Here is a 19,421-nt window from a genome sequence, read left to right as displayed (position 1 = left end):
GGCCGGCGCCGGGGCGCCGCGCGAATCTGTTTTGACATCATCGTTCGCACCCGCTGCAATGTCCATATCAAAACCAGCTGGTCATACCAGTTTGTTTACGGCGGTGAAGACAGATACCAGATTTTTGTGGTTCTATATCAGCCACTTACGAGGGTATGGTAATTCGCCGGAAACACTGGTTCGGCTTGGTCATACCACTGGTGCGGAGATTGCATGTACGCGGAAACAGAAGAAAAACCCCGCCAGGTGGCGGACGAGGTCGCCGAACGTATCGAACGCCTGATCCTGGATGGCGTGCTCAAGGCGGGGCAGGCGTTGCCGTCCGAACGGCGCTTGACTGAAAAGCTGGGCGTGTCGCGCACGGCGCTGCGCGAAGGGCTGAAGTTGTTGCGCGCGCGCGAGATCATCCACACCGCGCAAGGCAAGGGCTCGTTCGTGGCGCACATTTCAAAGGTGGACGCCGGGCCGTTGATGCATCTGTTCAACTCGCAGCCCCGCACGCTGTACGACCTGCTGGAAGTGCGTTCGCTGCTGGAAGCCGAGTCCGCGCGGCTTGCCGCCATACGTGGCACCGAGGCGGATTTCATCATGATCCGCCGCCGTTATGACGACATGGTGGCGGCGCAGGGCACGGCCACCGATACGGCCACCCACGCCCATCTGGACCACGCCTTTCATCTGGCGATCTGCGAGGCCTCGCATAACCCGGTGCTGGTGCACACGCTGCAATCGCTGACGGATCTGCTGCTGGGTTCGGTGTTTGCGTGCGTGAACAACCTGTACCACCGCGAACCCGAAAAGCGGCAGATCGACCGGCAGCACACGCGCCTGTTCAACGCGGTGACGGGACGCCAGCCGGAACAGGCGCGCAAAGCCGCCGCCGACCATGTGGACAGCGTGCGTCAAAGCTTGTCGGATATCGAACAGGAAGAACAGCGGCTGGTGCGCGCGACGCTACGTCTGGAAGGTTGGACCTAACGCCGCGCGGGCGGGCGTGTGCGCCCGCGCGATGGAAAGCGGCCTTTAGCGGTCGGCCGTTGCGCAGCCTGCCAGCGCCAGCGGCTTGCCAGCGTACACACGGCCGAAGCGGTTGTTCAGCAAGGCATCCAGATCAATCGCTTCCTGGCCCACGAATCCCTTTTGCGGCAAGGCGCCTTGCGCCACCAGATCCAGCGCCGCGCAGATGCCCGCCGCCGTGGACAACTGGATGGCGCTAAGGCGGTGGCCGTCCACGTCCGCGCCGAACACGCGGATCGGGTAGGACTCTTCTTCCAAGCGGCCGTGACGATGGCCGGATGCCGAGGCCTGGATGATGATGACGTCCTGCTCGGTGGTGGGAATGGCGGACTCGAAAATATCCTTGAGCAGGTCGCGGCGATCGCGCAGGCGCAGGTCGTTGAGCAGCAACTTCATGATGTTGCAGTGGCCGGGATAGCGCACGGATTTGTAGTCGACGTTGCGGGCGCGTCCCAGCAGCGTCGCGGGCAGCGTGCCCAGGCCGCCCGAGGTGTTGAAGGCTTCGTATTCCACGCCATCCAGCGCGAACGTTTCGTAGCCTTCCAGCGCCGGCACGCTGGTCAGTTGCCCGTCGACGATGGCCTCACAAGGGTTGCAGTATTCGTTGATGAGGCCTTCGGTGCTCCAGGTCAGGTTGTAGCGCAAGCTGTTCGAGGGGTAACGCGGCAGCGCGCCCACGCGCATGCGCAGGTCTAGCAAGGTGTCGAAGCGGCGTGCCAGCGCGTTGCCGACGATGCCGATGAAGCCGGGGGCCAGGCCGCATTGCGGCATCAACACGCTTTGCACATCGCCCGCCAGCGCCTGAATGGCGTGGGTGCTGGCGACGTCTTCGGTCAGGTCAAAGTAGTGCACGCCGGCACGGGCGCAAAGGCCTGCGACGGCGGTGGCGCGATGAAAGGGCAGGGCATTGACCACGGCATAGGCGCCTTCGATGCAGCGCGCCACCGAGGCGTCGTCACTGATCTGGCGGGTTTCGCAGCCCAGTTCGGCCAAAACCGCCAGCCGGGCGGGGTCCTGATCGGCAACCAGAACGGTGTAAGCGCCGCTGCGTTCCAGCATCAGGGCAATAGCGAAACCGATTTTTCCGGCGCCCAGCAAGACGATGGGGCGGGTGGCTGAGGTGGACATGGTGCTGCTCCTGCAATCAAAGGGGATGGGGGTGGCCTCATCCTATGCGTGAGCGCTGTCGATTTGTAGAATCAAATCTGTCGTAACGGTTTAAGTTAACGCCGATATGACTTAATTGGATGTCGAATCGTCAAAAACAAAGCCCCCCGGCGTTTGCCGAGGGGCTTTCGATGGGGCTGTCACGGCCTTTTCAGGCCCGTGGATCAGCTGCCCATGGGGGGGTAGTCCAGGTTGCCGAAGGTGACCAGGCCTTCCGCCTTGGCTTGGGCCAGTTGCGACTGAACCTGCGAACGGCTCAGCGACGTGGCGTGTTCAGCAGCGGCGACGGGCGGGTAGTCCAGGTTGCCGAAGGTGACTTCGCCAGCGTTCTTGGCTTGGGCGAGTTCAGCTTGGACTTGTTGCGAGGTCAGGCTGGACGTCTGGGCGATGGGGGCGGGGTAGCCTTCTTCGCCGAACGTGTATTGGCCCGAAACCTTGGCTTGTTGCAGTTCGGCCTGAACCTGTGCGCGGGTCGGGCCTTGGTCGGCTTCGGCGGCTTGCGCGCCGGCAGCCAGAACGGACATGGACAGCATCAATGCGGTAGCAAGGGTTTTCATAGCAGACCTCCGGTGTCTTGTGAGCTTGGGATTCGAACCGCTGGCGTCATTGCCGGGGGTTCGCTTGCTGTGTCCCGATGAGATGCATTCTGTGCTCAAAGAACCCTGGGATAAACCCTTATTACCTGAAAACATCTTTCCAAATTCTGTACTAATCGATTTGGATTCCACCAGTTGGCACCATGGGTGGTGATATTTCCGTCTGATGACACGATAGGTGGTGGTCGAGGGCAGCCGCGCTCATCCACCCACAAACGCGCATGCCCGGAAAATCAGTCGCACGCCCCAAAACCAAACGCCCCGGGATAGGCCCGGGGCTTTGCAAGGCGAGAAAGGCGCAAAACGCTTAGCGGTTCAACTCAACCAGCGCGGCGTTGTATTCGGACTGGGCTTCTTCCAGCTTGCGCTGGGCCTTGTCGATTTTGTCTTGCTTGCCCTTGGCGCGCGCTTCCTTCAACTCTTCTTCGCGTTCGGACACCTTGGTTTGTTTCTCACGCACGTCGGCTTCGCGCTGCGACTGCAGGCGGCTGTCTGTGCAATTGGCACGGGCTTCGGCCAGCGCCTTCTTCAAGCCGGCCTCGCGGCGCGTGTTGTTCTGTGCCTGGGCAGCGGCGATGTCGTTTTCGATTTCGCAGAATTTCGCGGCGCAACCGCGCTGCGCCGAGCAGTCGGTGGCGGCTTGCGCGGGCATTGTGCCGAACACGGCACCGAACATGGCGGATGCGGCGGCGGCAGTGGCCAGGGATTTCACGAAAGAGGGCATGCGGTGTCTCCGTAGGTCGTTTCGACAAGCGCCATGATGGCGCGATCCGGCCGAGGGGGCAATGCGCGCGCGGCAAATCGTGGCCGGCTCATGTGCCCGGCTCATGCCCGGGATTTGCGCTGGATCTACGCCGGATCTACGTCGGGTCGGCGTGCATGCCCCGTCTTGCCTAGCGGATCAGCGTGCCCGCCAACGCGGCCGCAACCAGCAGCGCGCCCAGCCACAGATTGGCGCGGAACAGCATGAAGTTGCGGTCGGGCCGCTGGATGTCGAACACCTTCAATTGCCACGCCAGATGTACCGCCACGGCGGCCATCCCCACCTGATACGCCCACGACAGCCCCATGGCGTGGCCACCCCAGGCCCACAGCACGACGGTGGCGATATAGAACCCGCCTATCCAAAGCTTGCCCTGGTCGCCAAAGCGCATGGCGGTGGAATGCAGGCCCAGGCTGCGGTCATCGCGCACGTCGACATAGGCGTAGATGCTGTCGTAGCCCACCTGCCAAAGCACCGCACCCAGCCACATCGCGATGGCGGCCAGCGGCACCACGTTCTGCGTGTCGGACCAGGCCATCAGCATGCCCCAGTTAAAGCAGATGCCCAGCACCACTTGCGGCCAGTACGTGACGCGCTTGCACAGCGGGTAGATGAAGACGAAGGGCAGCACGGCCAGGGCCAGCCAGCGGCTCATCTCGTTCAGGAAGAACAGCAGGGATCCGCAGACCAGCAACTGGCCCACCAGGAACCACACGGCGTTCTTCATCGACAACTGGCCGCTGGTCAGCGGACGGAAGCGCGTGCGTTCGACGTGCTTGTCGAAGTTGCGGTCGCACATGTCGTTGACGGTGCAGCCGATGCCGCGCATCAGCAGCGCGCCCAGCGAAAAGACGATCAGCCGTTGCAGGTCGGGCAGCCCGCCCGCGGACTGCACCAGCGCGGCAATGGCCGGCAACAACGTCAGCCACGTGCCGATGGGCCGGTCCAGGCGGCAAAGGCGGGCGTAGGGACGCCACGACTTCGGGAGCCAGCGTTCGACCCAGTCGGTGAAGACGATGTCGCTGAGATCGACGGGAGATTGTTGCGAGGCGCTCACTGTCACGGTCAGAAAATGGTCGGGAAAGCCGACAGCATAAAACAACGGCCGGGCATCGCGCCCGGCCGTGGAAGGTCAATCGCCGTTCAGGATGCGGTTTTCAGGCCGCATTGCCCGGAAGGCTGCGGCTTGCTTATGCCGTGTATTCCTTGAGCAGCTTGCCCAGGATGGCGATGCCCGTGCGGATCTTGTCTTCCGGCACGGTGGCGAAGCTCAGGCGCAGCGTGTTCGGCTTGCCCGCGCCGCTGTAGAACGGCGCGCCCGGCACGAAGGCCACGTTTTGCGCGATGGCCTTTTCCAGCAGCTTGGTGCTGTCCATGTGTTCGGGCAGCGTCAGCCAGATGAACATGCCGCCTTCCGGCTTGGTCCAGGTGACGGTGGACGGGAATTCCTGCTTGATCGCGTCCAGCATGCAGCTGCCTTGGGCGCGGTAGATTTCGCGCACGTTGGGCAGGTGCTCTTCCAGGAAGCCGTCCTTGACGATTTCGTACACGGCCATCTGCGTCAGCGTGGGCGTGTGCAGGTCGGTGGCTTGCTTGGCCTGCACCAGCTTGTTGATCAGCGAGCGCGCGCCGGCGATGTAGCCCAGGCGCAGGCCGGGGGCCAGCACCTTCGAGAACGTGCCCAGGCGAACGACGTTGGCGCCGTATTCGGCGGCCAGCGCGATCAGGCCCGGCTGCGGCTCGCCTGCGTAGCGCAGTTCGCCATAGGGGTCGTCTTCAACGATGGTCAGGTTCAGTTCGGCGGCGCGCTTGACCAATGCGATGCGGCGTTCCAGGTTCAGCGTGCGGCCCGTGGGGTTCTGGAAGTTGGGCAGCGCGTAAAGGAAGCGCGCGCCGTCAGCCAGTTCCGGCGTGATGGCTTCGGGGATCAGGCCGCCTTCATCGGTGGGCACCGGCACGAACTTCGGCTGGTACAGGCTGAACGATTGCAGGGCGCCCAGGTAGCTGGGGTCTTCGACCAGCACCTTGCTGTCCTTGTCGATCAGCACTTTGCCCAGCAGGTCCAGCGCCTGCTGCGAACCCGAAACGATCAGGATCTGGTCGGCGGCGACGTTGGCGCCCGCGCGGTTCAGGTCGTCGGCAACCCATTGGCGCAGCGGCGCATAACCTTCGGTGGGGCCGTATTGCAAAGCCGCGCGGCCGTTGGTGGCCAATACCTTGTCGAACGCAGCACGTACCACTTCTACCGGGAAGCCGCCGGGCGCCGGCAGGCCGCCAGCGAACGAAATGACTTCGGGGCGCTCGGTGACCTTGAGGATCTCGCGGATGGCGGAGCTGGTAAGTTGCTGGGCGCGTTCCGAAAAGGAAAACGCAGGTTCGAGAGGCTTGTCCATGGATTGCTTCTTGAAGAAGAAGGGTAAAGGGAGAGGCTTGTAACGGGACTGCGACAAAAAAGTATTGTCCCACACGCTAGCAGCCCGGCCCCTTTAACGCGTGGAACCCCTAAAATCACCTGCATCGAAAACCGCCTGTACAGTTACATTTATCGCCATGTTTGAAGCCGCCCCGATCGTCGCCGACTCCAAGTCCGCCCTGTATGCCGAACTGGTGGCACAGGCCCGCGCGCTGCTGGAAGGCGAACCCGACCGCATCGCCAACGCCGCCAACTTGAGCGCGCTGGCCTATCAAGCCTTGCCCGATCTGAACTGGGCGGGCTTTTATTTCTTTGATGGCACCGAGCTGGTTCTTGGACCCTTCCAGGGCAAGCCGGCCTGTGTGCGCATTCCCTTGAATCGCGGCGTGTGCGGCGCGGCCGCGAGCCAACGGCAGACGCAGTTGGTGCCCGACGTGCATGCCTTCCCCGGCCACATCGCTTGCGACGCCGCGTCGCGTTCGGAAATCGTGGTGCCGCTGGTGCATCAGGGCGAACTGATCGGCGTCTGGGATGTGGACAGCCCCGTGCCTGATCGCTTCGACGAAGACGACCGCCAAGGCATGGAGGCGCTGTGCGCCGTGTTCCTGGCCAGCCTGGGTTAAGCGTAGACAAGCGCGGGCTAAGCGCCGTCGAGCCGTCCGATGCGCGCAAGGCCGCCCGCCACCGCGCGCCGTTGACACGGTGACGGCCGCCCGGTAGATTTCCGCATCAGCCGCCGACGCGCGTCTTATCGTTTTTATTCATTCATGATTCATCAGGCCATCCAATCCGCTTCCTGCATCCGCGCCCTGGGCGTGGTGCTGGCTGCCGTCGGCCTGAAATCCAAAAAATAGCCGCTCATCTGACCGGAGCATGCTGTTCCGTCAGATGGGCGACGGAACAGCGGCCTCCTGGCGGCGCCTCAGCGCCCCCGCGCGCGTCCTCTGATATCCCGAGCACTTCTGTACGGTCCAACCGCGGTCCGCTTACATCGAAGGAGTGTTCTCATGTCTATTCAACAATCTGTGTTCCAAGGCGTCTGGGTGCCGTTGGTGACGCCGTTTTCCGGCGGCGCTGTCGACGGTGGGGCTTTGCGCCGCCTGGTGCGCCACTATGCCGCCGCGGGCGTGGACGGGCTGGTCGTGTGCGGCAGCACGGGCGAGGCCGCGTCACTGGACGACGCCGAGCAACTGGCGGTGCTGGACGCCGTATTGACCGAAGCCGGCCGGCTGCCCGTCATCATGGGCCTGGCGGGCAACCACCAGAGGCATGTGCTGCAACGCCTGTCGGCCTTCGGCACGCGACCGCTGGCGGGCATCTTGGCCCCCGCGCCGTACTACGTGCGCGCCGGCCAGGAAGGGGCCGCCGCCTATTTCCGCCGCCTGGCCGATACCTCGCGCTTTCCCCTGGTGCTCTACGACATTCCGTACCGCACGGGCACCACGCTTGAGAAATCGACGTTACTGTCGCTGGCCGCGCATCCGAACATTGCCGCCATCAAGGATTGCGGCGGGTCCTTGGACAAGACGTTGGCCTTGATTGCCGACGGCCAGATGAATTTGCTGGCGGGCGAAGATCTGCAAACCTTGTCCGTGCTGTGCCTGGGCGGGGCCGGCATGATTGCCGCCGCCGCGCATGTACGGCCTGACCTGTTCGTGGCCATGTACCAGGCGGTGCGCGCGCAGCAACTGGACGTGGCGCGTCGGCTGTTCCACGCCTTGGCGCCGGTGATCCGTCTGGCTTTCGAAGAACCCAACCCCGGCCCGCTGAAGGCACAGCTTGGGCGCCAGGGCCTCTTGACCGAAGAACTGCGGCAGCCGATGCCGGCGGCCAGCGCGGCGTTGGCACTGCGCCTGGACGCGGCCGTTGCGGGCCTGAACCGCCAGTTTCCTTGCCAGTAGACGGAAGTTAGGCCGCAATCGCGCTGTTCCATTCAGCTTTGTGGTGCCCGGATTCATTTTGTAATAAATGCCTTACCGGGATGCTGACGGATTGCTTATGATGCGGCCATTCTTCGGGGTGAAACAAAACGTTCATGGCTCAAGCATTTGAAGCCTTGTCCGCCTGGCAGGTGATGCTGGCGGGGCTGCTGTTTTTCGGCGGCATCTATCTGGTTTTTGGTGCGGCCACCTGGCTGCTGACCCAGCACGTGTTGCCGGCACTCGGCATAGGCCGGTCGCTGGATCCGCGCCCCTTGGGCCCCGGCCAGCTACGCCGTGAATTTGCGCAGTCCGGGCTGTCCATCCTGCTGTTTGGCACCGGCATGATCTTTCCCTGGGGCTTGCTGCAACTGGGTTGGGCGCATCTGGACCCGAACCCAAGCTGGCAAAAAGTGGTGGTGGAAATCCTGGTGCTGGTCGCCTGGAACGATGTCCATTTCTGGATCAACCACCGCTTGCTGCACACCAAGCTGCTGCGCCGTTTTCACTTGCCGCATCATCGGTCCGTGGTGACCACGCCGTTCTCGACCTACAGCTTTCATCCGATCGAAGCGCTGATGCTTGGCAACGTCATCATGCTGCCCATGGTGCTGCATGATTTCAGCTTCTGGGCATTGGCGTCGGTGCCGCTGTTCAGCCTGTTCTTCAATTGCATTGGCCACGCCAATTACGATTTTTTCCCCAAGGTGTCCTACGCGCACTGGTTCGCCGCCAGCCGGCGCCACCATCTGCACCACGCCTGCTACAACGGCAATTACGGCTTCCAGTTCACCTTCATGGACCGCTTGTTCCGCACGCGCCTGCAAGCCGAGGCCGCGGCCCCACAGCTGGATGCCTTCCAGCGCAGAGAATCTGTTGGCGGCAAGGCTTAACGCGCGGCGCCGCCTGCCGTCGCTGCGCAACCGGCGCGACTGGCAAAGCCTGGCCTACCTGGCCGCGCTGCCCGCGTTGGCGGCGTGGCAATGGGCGTACGGATTCTGGTGGCCGCTCTACGCGCTGATGCTTTTTTTGACGCTGGGCATCGGCGTCATTCATCACAACCACACGCACATCCGCATGTGGCGCGGACGCTGGACCAATCGCGCCACCGATTTCTGGATCACGTTGCTGCAGGGGCACCCAACGTTTGTGTTCTATCCCGCGCATGTGGCGAACCATCATCGCTACAAGCATGGCGCGCGCGCCGCCGCGCGCACGTACCGCTTTGGTGGCGACACCAACCACCTGTGGGGCTATGTGCTGCACCCGTTCCAGGCGGGCTGGGTGCTGTACCCGATGTTCTTCGCGTGGCTGGGGCGACTGCGCCGCCACTGGCCGGGCGCGTGGCGCTACAGCATGGCGCAATACGGTGCATGGCTGGGCTTGTGGGGCGGGCTGCTGGCCGTGAATCCGGTCAAGGCGCTGGTCTTTGTGATCGTGCCGCAGTTGCACGGCTTGCATTGGCTGCTGGCCACCAACTACTTGCAGCACGCGCACGCCGACGGCGGGCCGCGCCAGGTGGCCGGCCTGAATTACGCGCGCAATTTCGAAGGGCTGGTCAACCCGTTGCTATTCAATATCGGCCTGCATACCGCGCATCACGAGCATCCGCGCGCGCATTGGTCCGAACTGACCCGGCTGCATCGCGAGCACTATCGCTTGCGCGTCGACCCGGCACTTAACGAACGTGGGCTGCTGCCCTATATGTGCCGCGTCTTCGTGCTGGCGGCGTTCGTGCCGCGTTTGCGCAGCCGTTCCCACATGGCGCCCGAGCATGTCCGCTAGCGTCCCATTTATTCCCCATCGAGGCCTGTCACATGCCCATCGCGTTTAATCGTGTCTACCTGGAAAGCGCCGGCTATTTCATGCCGGGCGAAGCCGTGTCCAACGACGCCATGGACAGCTACATTGCGCCGCTGAACCGGATGTCCAGCCGCATCAAAAGCCGCATCCTTGCCGAGAATGGCATCAAGCAGCGCTACTACGCTATCGACCCGGAAGGCCAGACGGTCTACACGAACGCGCAACTGGCGGCCAACGCCATCCGCGACTGCCTGCGGCGCAATGACAGCGACCTTGCCGCTGTGTCCTTGCTGACCAGCGGATCGTCGGGTGGCGATGCGCTGATGCCGGGCTTTGCCAACATGATCCAGGGCGAGCTTGCCGCGCAGCCGATGGAAACGTTGTCGGTGCATGGCATTTGCGCGGCGGGCGTGTCGGCGATCCAGGTGGCGGCGCAGGGCGTGGAGATGGGCGGACACGCCAGCGCCGTGGCCGTGGCCAGCGAATTGCCGTCGCGCCTGTTCAAGCGATCGCGCTTTGCGGCGCGTGGCTATGACGCTGACTTTGACGCGCACTTCCTGCGCTGGATGCTGTCGGATGGCGCGGGCGCCTTGCTTCTGGGCAACTCGGGCCGCGCGCTGGCAGGGGCATCGCAGGGCGTTCGGCTGAAGCTGAAATGGGTGCATCAGCGCTCGTTCTCGGGCGACTACCCCGTGTGCATGCAGCTGGGCCTGTCCGCTGACCGCCAAAAGGGCCATCTGGATTATCCGTCCTGGAACGAGGCCGAGGCCGACGGTGCGCTGTCACTGCGGCAGGACATCCGCCTGTTGCCGCATCTGTTCGACATCGGCATCCACGAGTACGCCAAGCTGGTGCGCGACGGCTGGCTGGATCCGGATCAGGTCGACCATTTTCTGTGTCATTACTCGTCTGAAAAATTCATCCCCGTGGTCGAAGACCTGATGGAAAAGGCGGGTCTGGTGATTCCGCGCGAGCGCTGGTTCAGCAACCTGGCGTGGCGTGGCAACACCGGCGCGGCGTCGATCCTGATCATGCTGGCCGAGTTTTTGGAAACGCGCGAGATCAAGCCGGGCGAACAGATCTTCTGCTACATCCCCGAGTCGGGGCGCTTCATGGCGGCCTATATGCTGCTGGAGGCCGAAGCGGTGCATGCGCCGGCGGTGGCCGGGTCGGCAATGCCCACCGCGAATTCCACCGCAAGCCCCGCAGCAAGCCGCACAGCCTTGTTCGCCCCGCATCACGACACGCAAAGCGATGACGCCGACGCCATCGCGCCGCCGCACGACCCCGACATGGCGCCGCAAGGCCTGGGCCAATTGCTGACCGAGCTGGCCGCCATCTGGCACGACTACCGTTCGCGGGTATGGCGCACGCCGGTGGTGCGCCGGCTGCGCAACCGTCAATTCCAGACGGCCGACTACCTGAACTGGATGGAAAACTGGATTCCGCAGGTGCGCGAAGGCAGCAAGTGGATGCGCGAGGGCGCGGCGTCGCTGACGGAGCAGTACGCGCCGCTTGCCGCGCTGATCGACATGCATGCCGGCGAAGAACAGAACGACTTCCAGATTCTGTTTCAGGACTACCGCACGGCAGGTGGCGCGGTCGATAACATCGACGCGCTGCGCCGTAACCCCGGTGGCGAGGCGCTGAACGCCTATCTGCACGGCCTGGCCGCCACGCGCGACCCGATCGGCCTGCTGGGCGCCATCTACATCATCGAGGGCACGGGCCAGCGCATCGTGCCGGCGCTGTTGCCGCTGTTGAAAGCCAGCCTGAAGCTGCCGCCCGATGCCTTCCGCTTTCTGGAATACCACGGCCACAACGACGAGCATCATCTGGCGCGTTGGTTGTCGGCGGTGGAACTGGCGCTGGATTGCGACGAAGACGGCCGGGCCGAACAACGCATCGTGGACACCGCGCGCCGTACGGCCGCGCTGTACCTGATGCAGTTCCACCACGTGATGGAGGGCGATGCGGCATGAGCAAGGAACCCGATTTTCTGGCCAAGCCGCACGATCCGGCCGACCCCAACCCCTGGCTTGCCCTGTACCTGGACCGCAGCACGCCCTTGCCGGACAAGGTGAAGAAGGCCTGGCTGACGGACTCCAGTTGCGCCTCGCGCCAGTATCTGCTGCCGTTCCTGCGGCCGCTGGCGCGCGCCTTCATCATCCTGATCCAGGTGGTGAAGACGTTTCTGCCGCGCCGCTGGTCGCATTCAAAGCTGCTGCATCGCATTCTGGCCTGGGGGCTCAAGCGCTTTGTGTCGCCCGAGGCCAACTGGCTGATCCTGCGCCACTTCCATCTGGGCGCGCAGGCGCTGGCGTTCATCGCCGCGAATTCGCCGGTGCCAATCACGACCACGCCGCTGCAACCGCTGGAAATCGATGATCTGAAAGACGAACTCTTCGTCAAGCACGACCTGAACCTGTTCAACTTCGTCATCCGCCTGAACCAGGCGCTGCGCGAAGCCGGCGTGGAAATGCATGCGCCTGAAACGGTGGACTTCTCGATGATCCAGGACCCGCCGCTGAAGTTGGAAGACATGCCGCAGGGCAGGTTGAACTTCCTGGACCTGCAAAGCGCCATTGAACTGTTCACGCCGCTGTATCAGCTGATGCTGACCGACAACGACTTCTGGCGCGCGGCCAATTCGTTGCAGTTGGACGAGACCATCGGCATCTACACGGCCAAGTTGCTGGGCGCGCCGCAGCACCTGATCCTGGTCAACAACAGCCATCCGCTGGTGCCGCTGTCGACCGTGCGCGCGGGTTACCGCCTGGTGCTGCACGGCTTGTCCACCGAGATGCTGCACAGCCTGTTGATGGAGATGAAGGCGGCGCAGCAGGGGGCGGAACCGCCCGCGCCGATCAGCTAGACAAGGCCTGGGAGCGCGTCTTCGCATTGGACCTAGCGCGGCGCGCCTTGGTGTAGACCCTGCGTTACAGGGCCATATGCCTGCGTTATATTGCCTGCCTTGTTCGGTGAGCAGCGCCGGATCGCGTTCGCATCGCGTGAATTTCCGTTGCGTGATTCTTTATTTCGGAAGTCCCTCTTATGCCCCAGCCTATTGAAGTCATCGCCACCATCCTGTTTGCCGTGGCGGTTCTTCATACCTTTTCCGTTCCCGTTTTTGCGCGCCTTGCCCATCGCGGCGGCCCGCACGCGGGCATCTGGCATTTGTTCGCCGAGGTGGAGGCGGTGTTCGGCGTCTGGGCATTTGCGCTGATCGTGACGATGGCGGCGCTGTCTGGTCCCGTTACCGCGATCGACTACATGGACACGCGCAACTTCACCGAGCCGCTGTTCGTTTTCGTGATCATGGTGGTGGCGGCCAGCCGGCCGATCCTGGAAATGGTGGGGCTGATGGTTCGCATCGTGGCGCGCGTGCTGCCGCTGCCGCGCGAGCTGGCGACCTTCTTCGTGGTGATGTCCCTGGTGCCGCTGGGCGGCTCCTTCATTACCGAGCCCGCCGCCATGACGCTGGCCGCCATCTTGCTGCGCGATGCCTATTTCCGCACGAGCGGCCGCGCCGGCTTCAAATACCTGACGTTGGGCGTGCTGTTCGTGAACGTGTCCATTGGTGGTGTGTTGACGTCTTACGCCGCGCCGCCGGTGCTGATGGTGGCGTCCACCTTCGGCTGGGACGCCGCGCACATGGTGCAGCATTTCGGCTGGCGCGCCGCGGTGGCCGTCCTTCTGAACGCAGGCATCCTGACCTTCGTCTGCCGCAAGGCCTTGATGGAACGCTCGGTCGGTACGGGCGGCGGGGTGGACGCGCCGGAAGGATCGGATTCGCGTCCGCCGGTGCCGGTGCTCGTCATCCTGGTGCATCTGGCGTTCCTGGTGGCGGTGGTGCTTACCGCCCATCACCCGGCCATCTTCATGGGCCTGCTGATGATGTTCATCGGCTTTTCGGAAGCCTATAAGCGCCATCAGAACCGTCTGCTGATCAAGGAAGGCCTGATGGTGGGCTTCTTCCTGGCCGGGCTGGTGGTGTTGGGCGGTTTGCAGAAATGGTGGCTGCAGGACTTGCTGGGCGGGCTGGAACCGTTCGTGCTGTTCTGGGGCGCCACGGCGCTGACGGCCATTACCGACAATGCCGCGTTGACGTATCTGGGCTCGCTGGTCGAAGGCACCAACGAGACGTGGCGCTACATGCTGGTGGCCGGCGCGGTCACGGGCGGCGGCTTGACCGTCATTGCCAACGCGCCCAATCCGGCGGGCTTCGCCATCCTGAAGAACCACTTCCCGGACGGCAGTATTTCGTCGGGCCGCCTGTTCCTGTCGGCCCTCGCGCCCACCTTGGTCGCGGCCATCATGTTCCTGCTTCCGGTATAGGGAAAGGCGGCCGGCGGCGCCGGGGGCAGGCCCCCGCAGTGCCGCTTGGCGCCCCGGGGCCGGGCCGGACACCGACGGTTCATGAAAAACCGCTAAAATTCAAGACTTTCCCGAATTTTTTTCCGGCCTTGCCCTCCCGTCGCCCCGGACTGCATTTGTCTGGCGACCGACGGCTTTTTATTTTCCGGGCGCGCGCCTGGGAGCCCTTGATGCCCATCTACGCCTATAAGTGCAGCGCCTGCGGCCATGCCAAAGACGTTTTGCAGAAGATTTCCGATGCGCCCCTTTCGGTTTGCCCCGAATGCGGCCAAAGCACGTTTTCCAAGCAGGTGACCGCGGCTGGATTCCAGCTCAAGGGTTCCGGCTGGTACGTCACCGATTTCCGTGGCAATGGTTCCGGGGGCGCTGCGTCCACCGGGGCGGCAGCGGAAGGCGGGGCGCCTGCTTCGGCGCCGGCCGCCACGCCGGCGGCAACTCCAGCGGCAAGCGCTCCGGCTACCGGATCGCCTGCCGCAGGTACGCCTGCCGCAGGGTCGTCCGCCACCTAGAGCCCTTGCGATGCGGATGCGCCTTATCAAAAAGTACTTCATCACCGGCCTGCTGATCTGGGTTCCCCTGGTCATCACGGTGTGGGTGCTGGGTTTGCTGGTCGCCACCCTGGAAGGGTTCGTGCCTGGCTTTCTGTCGTCCGAATCGCTGTTCGGCATCGACATCCCCGGCTTCCGCTTCGTCCTGGTCATCGTGGTGGTGCTGTTGACGGGCGTGTTTGCGGCCAACCTGATCGGCCGTACCATGGTGGACCAGTGGGAAAACCTGCTGGGCCGTATTCCGCTGGTGCGTTCCATCTACAACTCGGTCAAGCAGGTCAGCGATACCGTGCTTGCCCCGAACGGACAGGCGTTTCGCCGCGCGGTGCTGGTGCAGTATCCGCGGGCGGGTTCCTGGACCATCGCTTTTGTCACCGGTACACCCAGCGGTGAAGTGGCCAGCCTGATGCCAGGCGACCACATCAGCGTGTATGTGCCGACAACGCCGAACCCCACGTCCGGCTTTTTCCTGATGATGCCTCGCGCCGACGCGATCGATCTTCAGATGAGCGTGGACGCGGCCTTGAAGTACATCGTTTCCATGGGCGTGGTCGCCCCGGCCCAGGCGCTTGCGCCCGAGGGCCAACCGGCTCCGCTCTCTCCGGCGCCTGGCGTGCAAGACGCGCCTCGCGGCGATTCGTAACCCTTACGCTCAAACTAAGCACACAACGGAGTCATCCCGCATGCGTACCTGCTACACCGGCCAGGTTTGCCGTGACCATCTCGGCCAGACCGTCACCCTGTACGGCTGGGTGAACCGCCGCCGCGACCACGGCGGGGTCATCTTCATCGACTTGCGCGACCGCGCGGGCCTGGCCCAGATCGTGTTCGATCCGGATAACGCCGCCTTCGCCACCGCCGAGCGCCTGCGCAATGAATTCTGCGTCCGCGTCACCGGCCTGGTGCGCGAGCGTCCGGCCGGCACCGCCAACAGCGAACTGGCTTCGGGCGAAATCGAAGTGCTGTGCAAGGAAGTCGAAATCCTGAACGCGTCGGTCACGCCGCCGTTCCAATTGGATGACGACAACCTGTCGGAAACGACCCGCCTGACGCACCGCGTGCTGGACCTGCGCCGCCCGCAAATGCAGCGCAACCTGATGCTGCGTTACCGCGTGTCGATCGAAACGCGCAAGTTCCTGGACCAGCTGGGCTTCATCGATATCGAGACCCCGATGCTGGCCAAGAGCACGCCCGAAGGCGCGCGCGACTACCTGGTGCCCTCGCGTGTGAACGCCGGCCACTTCTTCGCGCTGCCGCAGTCGCCGCAGTTGTTCAAGCAGATGCTGATGGTGTCGGGCTTTGACCGCTACTACCAGATCACCAAGTGCTTCCGCGACGAAGACTTGCGCGCTGACCGTCAGCCCGAATTCACCCAGATCGACTGCGAAACCTCGTTCCTGAACGAGTTCGAGATCCGTGAAATCTTTGAAAACCTGATCCGTCACGTCTTCAAGGTCGTGCAGGGTGTGGACCTGGCGCAGCCGTTCCCCATCATGCCGTGGACGGAAGCGATGCGTCGCTACGGTTCGGACAAGCCGGACCTGCGCGTGAAGCTCGAATTCACCGACATGACCGACGTCATGCGTGATGTGGACTTCAAGGTGTTTGCCGCCGCCGCCACGGCGCCCGGCAGCCGCGTGGTCGCCCTGCGCGTGCCCGGCGGCGCGGAAATGTCCCGCAGCGAAATCGACGGCTACACGCAGTTCGTCGGCATCTACGGCGCCAAGGGCCTGGCCTACATCAAGGTCAACGAAGTGGCCAAGGGCCGTGACGGCCTGCAATCGCCCATCGTCAAGAACCTGCACGACGCCGCGCTGGCCGAACTGGTCAAGCGTACCGGCGCGCAAGACGGCGACATCATTTTCTTTGGCGCGGATCGCGAGAAGGTCGTCAACGACGCCATCGGCGCACTGCGCGTGAAGATCGGCCACAGCGAATTCGGCAAGAAGACGGGCCTGTTCGAAGCCGGTTGGCAGCCGCTGTGGGTGGTTGACTTCCCGATGTTCGAATACGACGAGGAAGACGGCCGCTACACCGCTGCCCACCACCCGTTCACCAGCCCGAAGGACGGCCACGAAGACTTCCTGGAAACCGATCCCAGCAAGGCCTTCGCCAAGGCTTACGACATGGTGCTGAACGGTTGGGAAATCGGCGGCGGCTCGGTCCGTATCCACCGCGAAGAAGTGCAAAGCAAGGTGTTCCGCGCGCTGAAGATCGGCGCCGAGGAAGCCCAGGAAAAGTTCGGCTACCTGCTGGACGCGTTGCAGTATGGCGCGCCTCCGCACGGTGGTATCGCGTTCGGCCTGGACCGCATCGTCACGATGATGACCGGCGCCGAATCGATCCGCGACGTGATCGCTTTCCCGAAGACGCAGCGCGCTCAGGATCTGCTGACGCAAGCGCCTTCCGAAGTCGACGAAAAGCAGTTGCGCGAGTTGCACATCCGCTTGCGTAACGTCGAGGCTAAGTAAGCCCCCCCCGAGGCGCCGGGGGCGCCTCCCCCCAGGGGGGCGCCTCGCGGGACCGGCGGAGCCGGATCCTCGGCGGCCCGGCTCGGCAGGGGTACTTGCTTGCGGGGTGTTGAGTTCTTGGGAGCCAATGCTTGCGGTGAGTGTTCTTGTTGCGGCTGGGGCTTGCTGAATTGGAGTAATCTGGCAGACGCCGCTTTGTTGGCGGTGCTTGCCGGGGCTGCTCTTGGGTCTGGCCAGTGGTTCCTCTGCTTTCAAAAGGCGCCATCGCTTTTATGTCGCTCATCCGTGTCGTCAGCTACAACATTCACAAGGGCCGTTCGGCATTGGGCCGGCTCGACTCCCTGAATGAACTTCGCTTAGGTTTGTATGGCCTGCGCCCGGATCTTGTCTTCCTGCAGGAAGTCCAGGGCCGCAACGAGCAACGATCCTTGCTCCACGCGCAACACGAATCCCTGGCCGCTGCCTTGCGGCTGGATGTGGCCTACGGCCGCAATGCCGTCCGCCACGCCACGGACCATGGCAATGCGCTGCTTTCGCGCTTTCCCATTCTTGATCACGAAAACCTCGACATCTCGGACCACCGCCTGGAGCAACGCGGCCTGCTGCATGCGCGCATCGACGTGGGCGACCGCCCGGTGCATTGCTTTGTGGTGCATCTGGGCCTGTTTGCCGGCAGCCGCACGCGCCAGGTGCTGGCGTTGACCGAGCGCATTCGGCGTATGGTGCCGGACGGTGAGCCCATTCTGATCGCAGGGGATTTCAACGATTGGAATGACCGCCTGGCGCCGCTGTTCGTTCAACAGTTGGGGCTGTATGAAGTGTTTTCCCATGCGCCCCGTAGCCATGGCGGCGAATTGCCGCGCTTGCGCGATTCGGTCAAACGGCTGAGCAACGCGCTGCGTGGGTTGCCCAATGGCGGCCTGTCCGTCATGGAACGCACCAACCAACTTGGCATGGACGGCAGCGCGCGCATGCTGCACCCGCCGCCCCGTACCTTTCCCGCCGTGTTTCCGTGGTTTCGCCTGGACCGCATCTACCAGCGCGGGTTTGCCGTGCGCAGCGCGCGCGTGTTGCGCGGTAGGGAGTGGGCGCGGTTGTCGGATCACTCCCCCTTGCTGGCGGAGCTGGAACTTCCGTGAAGACCGAGCAGGTCAAGCTGGAATGGACGGACGGCAACAACATCCGCTTGTTGCAGAACGGCGCCGACTTCTTCCCGGCGCTGTGTTCGGCTATCGACGCCGCGCAGGTCAGCGTGCATCTGGAAACCTATATTTTCATGGTGGATCGCACCGGCTCGCAGGTGCTGGAGTGCCTGACGGCGGCGGCGCGGCGCGGCGTCAAAGTGCGGGTGGTGCTGGACGGCTTCGGCAGCGCCATGAACGTCGAGCACGTGCGCGCGATGCTGCTGGACGCAGGCGCCCAATGCCGCATCTTCCGGCCTGAACCGCGCTGGTTCGCTCGCTTTATTCCGTCGCGCAGCCGGCTGCGACGGCTGCATCGCAAGGTCACCATTGTGGATGGACGCATTGCGTTCATCGGCGGCATCAACGTCATCGACGATTACGATGATTTGGATCCCACGGACGGCATCTCCGCGCCGCGCTTTGATTTCGCGGTGCAGGTGGAAGGCCCGCTCGTCACCGAAGCGGCCTATGCGCAGGACTTGCTGTGGGTGCGTTTGAACTGGGCGCGGTTGCGGCGCCATCCGCGCGACTGGAGCCGCATGCGGCTCACCAAGCCGCACCATGCGCCGGTTGAACCTTGCGGCACCTTGCGCGCGGCGCTGGTGCTGCGTGACAACCTGCGGTATCGCCAGACGTTCGAACGCGCGTATCTGTATGGCATCACGCAGGCGCGTCGCGATATCCTGATCGCCAACGCCTATTTCTTTCCGGGCCGCCAGTTCCGCCGCGCCCTCGCCAAAGCCGCCGCGCGCGGTGTGCGGGTGCGGCTGCTGCTGCAAGGCAAAGTCGAATACCGCATGCAGTACCACGCCACGCGCTCGCTGTACGACCAACTGCTGCGTGACGGCATCGAGATCTTCGAGTACATGCCGGGATACCTGCACGCCAAAGTCGCCGTCATTGATAACGTGGCCACGGTGGGCTCGTCCAACCTGGATCCGTTCAGCCTGCTGCTGGCGCGCGAGGCCAACGTGGTCGTCGACAGCCAGCCCTTTGCGTGGGACCTGCAAGAACGCCTGGAAACGGCCATCCGCGACGGCGGCCGCTTCATCCGGCCGTTGGATTACCAGCGCCGGGGATGGTTGCGGCGCTGGGTGGACGCGGTGTCTTATACGCTGCTGCGCATAGGCGTGGCGTTGACGGGGTCGTCGGATAAATACTGA

General features: G+C 63.7%; 18 protein-coding genes. 13 read left to right on the top strand and 5 right to left on the bottom strand.

Annotated features, from left to right (window positions below; genetic code table 11):
* Positions 1-213 precede the first annotated feature (213 nt).
* Positions 214-978, top strand: coding sequence for a transcriptional regulator GlcC (gene glcC / locus ACE04A_RS25860; protein WP_100853792.1), 765 nt, complete (start codon positions 214-216; stop codon positions 976-978).
* 45 nt (positions 979-1,023) lie between these two features.
* On the opposite strand, the gene ACE04A_RS25855 is transcribed toward glcC, so the two are convergent.
* From ACE04A_RS25855 to ACE04A_RS25835, 5 genes are all read right to left on the bottom strand, one after another.
* Positions 1,024-2,145 (bottom strand): saccharopine dehydrogenase family protein, encoded by a 1,122-nt coding sequence (locus ACE04A_RS25855; RefSeq protein ID WP_448718251.1) that lies wholly within the window; start codon positions 2,143-2,145, stop codon positions 1,024-1,026.
* Positions 2,146-2,348: 203 nt separating this feature from the next.
* On the bottom strand, positions 2,349-2,741 hold the full coding sequence (locus tag ACE04A_RS25850) for a DUF4148 domain-containing protein (protein WP_100853794.1): 393 nt from the start codon (positions 2,739-2,741) through the stop codon (positions 2,349-2,351).
* Between the two features lie 346 nt (positions 2,742-3,087).
* The gene (locus ACE04A_RS25845) at positions 3,088-3,504 is read right to left on the bottom strand and encodes a DUF1090 domain-containing protein (RefSeq protein ID WP_448718252.1); all 417 of its coding nucleotides are present in this window, start codon (positions 3,502-3,504) and stop codon (positions 3,088-3,090) included.
* Between the two features lie 169 nt (positions 3,505-3,673).
* Positions 3,674-4,600: a 4-hydroxybenzoate octaprenyltransferase gene (gene ubiA, locus ACE04A_RS25840; RefSeq protein WP_279993399.1), complete on the bottom strand. Its 927-nt coding sequence runs from the start codon at positions 4,598-4,600 to the stop codon at positions 3,674-3,676.
* 133 nt (positions 4,601-4,733) lie between these two features.
* Positions 4,734-5,936: an aminotransferase-like domain-containing protein gene (locus ACE04A_RS25835; protein ID WP_279993398.1), complete on the bottom strand. Its 1,203-nt coding sequence runs from the start codon at positions 5,934-5,936 to the stop codon at positions 4,734-4,736.
* Between the two features lie 157 nt (positions 5,937-6,093).
* On the opposite strand from ACE04A_RS25835, the gene msrC reads away from it, so the two are divergent.
* From msrC to clsB, 12 genes are all read left to right on the top strand, one after another.
* The gene (msrC, locus tag ACE04A_RS25830) at positions 6,094-6,579 is read left to right on the top strand and encodes a free L-methionine (R)-S-oxide reductase MsrC (protein WP_279993397.1); all 486 of its coding nucleotides are present in this window, start codon (positions 6,094-6,096) and stop codon (positions 6,577-6,579) included.
* A gap of 384 nt (positions 6,580-6,963) precedes the next feature.
* A complete protein-coding gene (dapA, locus tag ACE04A_RS25825; RefSeq protein WP_448718254.1) occupies positions 6,964-7,857 on the top strand; it encodes a 4-hydroxy-tetrahydrodipicolinate synthase in 894 nt (297 codons plus the stop codon).
* A gap of 134 nt (positions 7,858-7,991) precedes the next feature.
* The gene (locus tag ACE04A_RS25820) at positions 7,992-8,768 is read left to right on the top strand and encodes a sterol desaturase family protein (protein ID WP_259251114.1); all 777 of its coding nucleotides are present in this window, start codon (positions 7,992-7,994) and stop codon (positions 8,766-8,768) included.
* Positions 8,728-9,660 carry a fatty acid desaturase gene (locus ACE04A_RS25815; protein WP_485820672.1) on the top strand — a complete coding sequence of 311 codons (933 nt, stop codon included), beginning with the start codon at positions 8,728-8,730 and terminating at the stop codon, positions 9,658-9,660. Before ACE04A_RS25820 ends, ACE04A_RS25815 begins: the two co-directional genes overlap by 41 nt.
* A 32-nt stretch (positions 9,661-9,692) precedes the next feature.
* Positions 9,693-11,660, top strand: a complete 1,968-nt coding sequence (locus ACE04A_RS25810) for an iron-containing redox enzyme family protein (protein WP_448718256.1) — start codon at positions 9,693-9,695, stop codon at positions 11,658-11,660.
* Positions 11,657-12,553, top strand: coding sequence for a DUF6999 family protein (locus tag ACE04A_RS25805; protein WP_448718257.1), 897 nt, complete (start codon positions 11,657-11,659; stop codon positions 12,551-12,553). Before ACE04A_RS25810 ends, ACE04A_RS25805 begins: the two co-directional genes overlap by 4 nt.
* Before the next feature lie 179 nt (positions 12,554-12,732).
* A complete protein-coding gene (locus tag ACE04A_RS25800) occupies positions 12,733-14,016 on the top strand; it encodes a putative Na+/H+ antiporter (protein WP_259251110.1) in 1,284 nt (427 codons plus the stop codon).
* A 209-nt stretch (positions 14,017-14,225) separates the two neighbouring features.
* A complete protein-coding gene (locus tag ACE04A_RS25795; RefSeq protein ID WP_485820671.1) occupies positions 14,226-14,564 on the top strand; it encodes an FmdB family zinc ribbon protein in 339 nt (112 codons plus the stop codon).
* Between the two features lie 16 nt (positions 14,565-14,580).
* Positions 14,581-15,246 carry a DUF502 domain-containing protein gene (locus ACE04A_RS25790; RefSeq protein WP_404976393.1) on the top strand — a complete coding sequence of 222 codons (666 nt, stop codon included), beginning with the start codon at positions 14,581-14,583 and terminating at the stop codon, positions 15,244-15,246.
* A 40-nt stretch (positions 15,247-15,286) separates the two neighbouring features.
* The gene (aspS, locus tag ACE04A_RS25785) at positions 15,287-17,074 is read left to right on the top strand and encodes an aspartate--tRNA ligase (RefSeq protein ID WP_046802942.1); all 1,788 of its coding nucleotides are present in this window, start codon (positions 15,287-15,289) and stop codon (positions 17,072-17,074) included.
* Between the two features lie 272 nt (positions 17,075-17,346).
* Positions 17,347-18,213 (top strand): endonuclease/exonuclease/phosphatase family protein, encoded by an 867-nt coding sequence (locus ACE04A_RS25780; RefSeq protein ID WP_259251104.1) that lies wholly within the window; start codon positions 17,347-17,349, stop codon positions 18,211-18,213.
* Positions 18,210-19,421, top strand: coding sequence for a cardiolipin synthase ClsB (clsB, locus tag ACE04A_RS25775; protein ID WP_485820670.1), 1,212 nt, complete (start codon positions 18,210-18,212; stop codon positions 19,419-19,421). Before ACE04A_RS25780 ends, clsB begins: the two co-directional genes overlap by 4 nt.

It is taken from the genome of Achromobacter colocynthidis, assembly GCF_057334535.1.
Note: the sequence above shows the minus strand (reverse complement) of the source record. Positions and strands in the feature narration are given on the sequence as shown.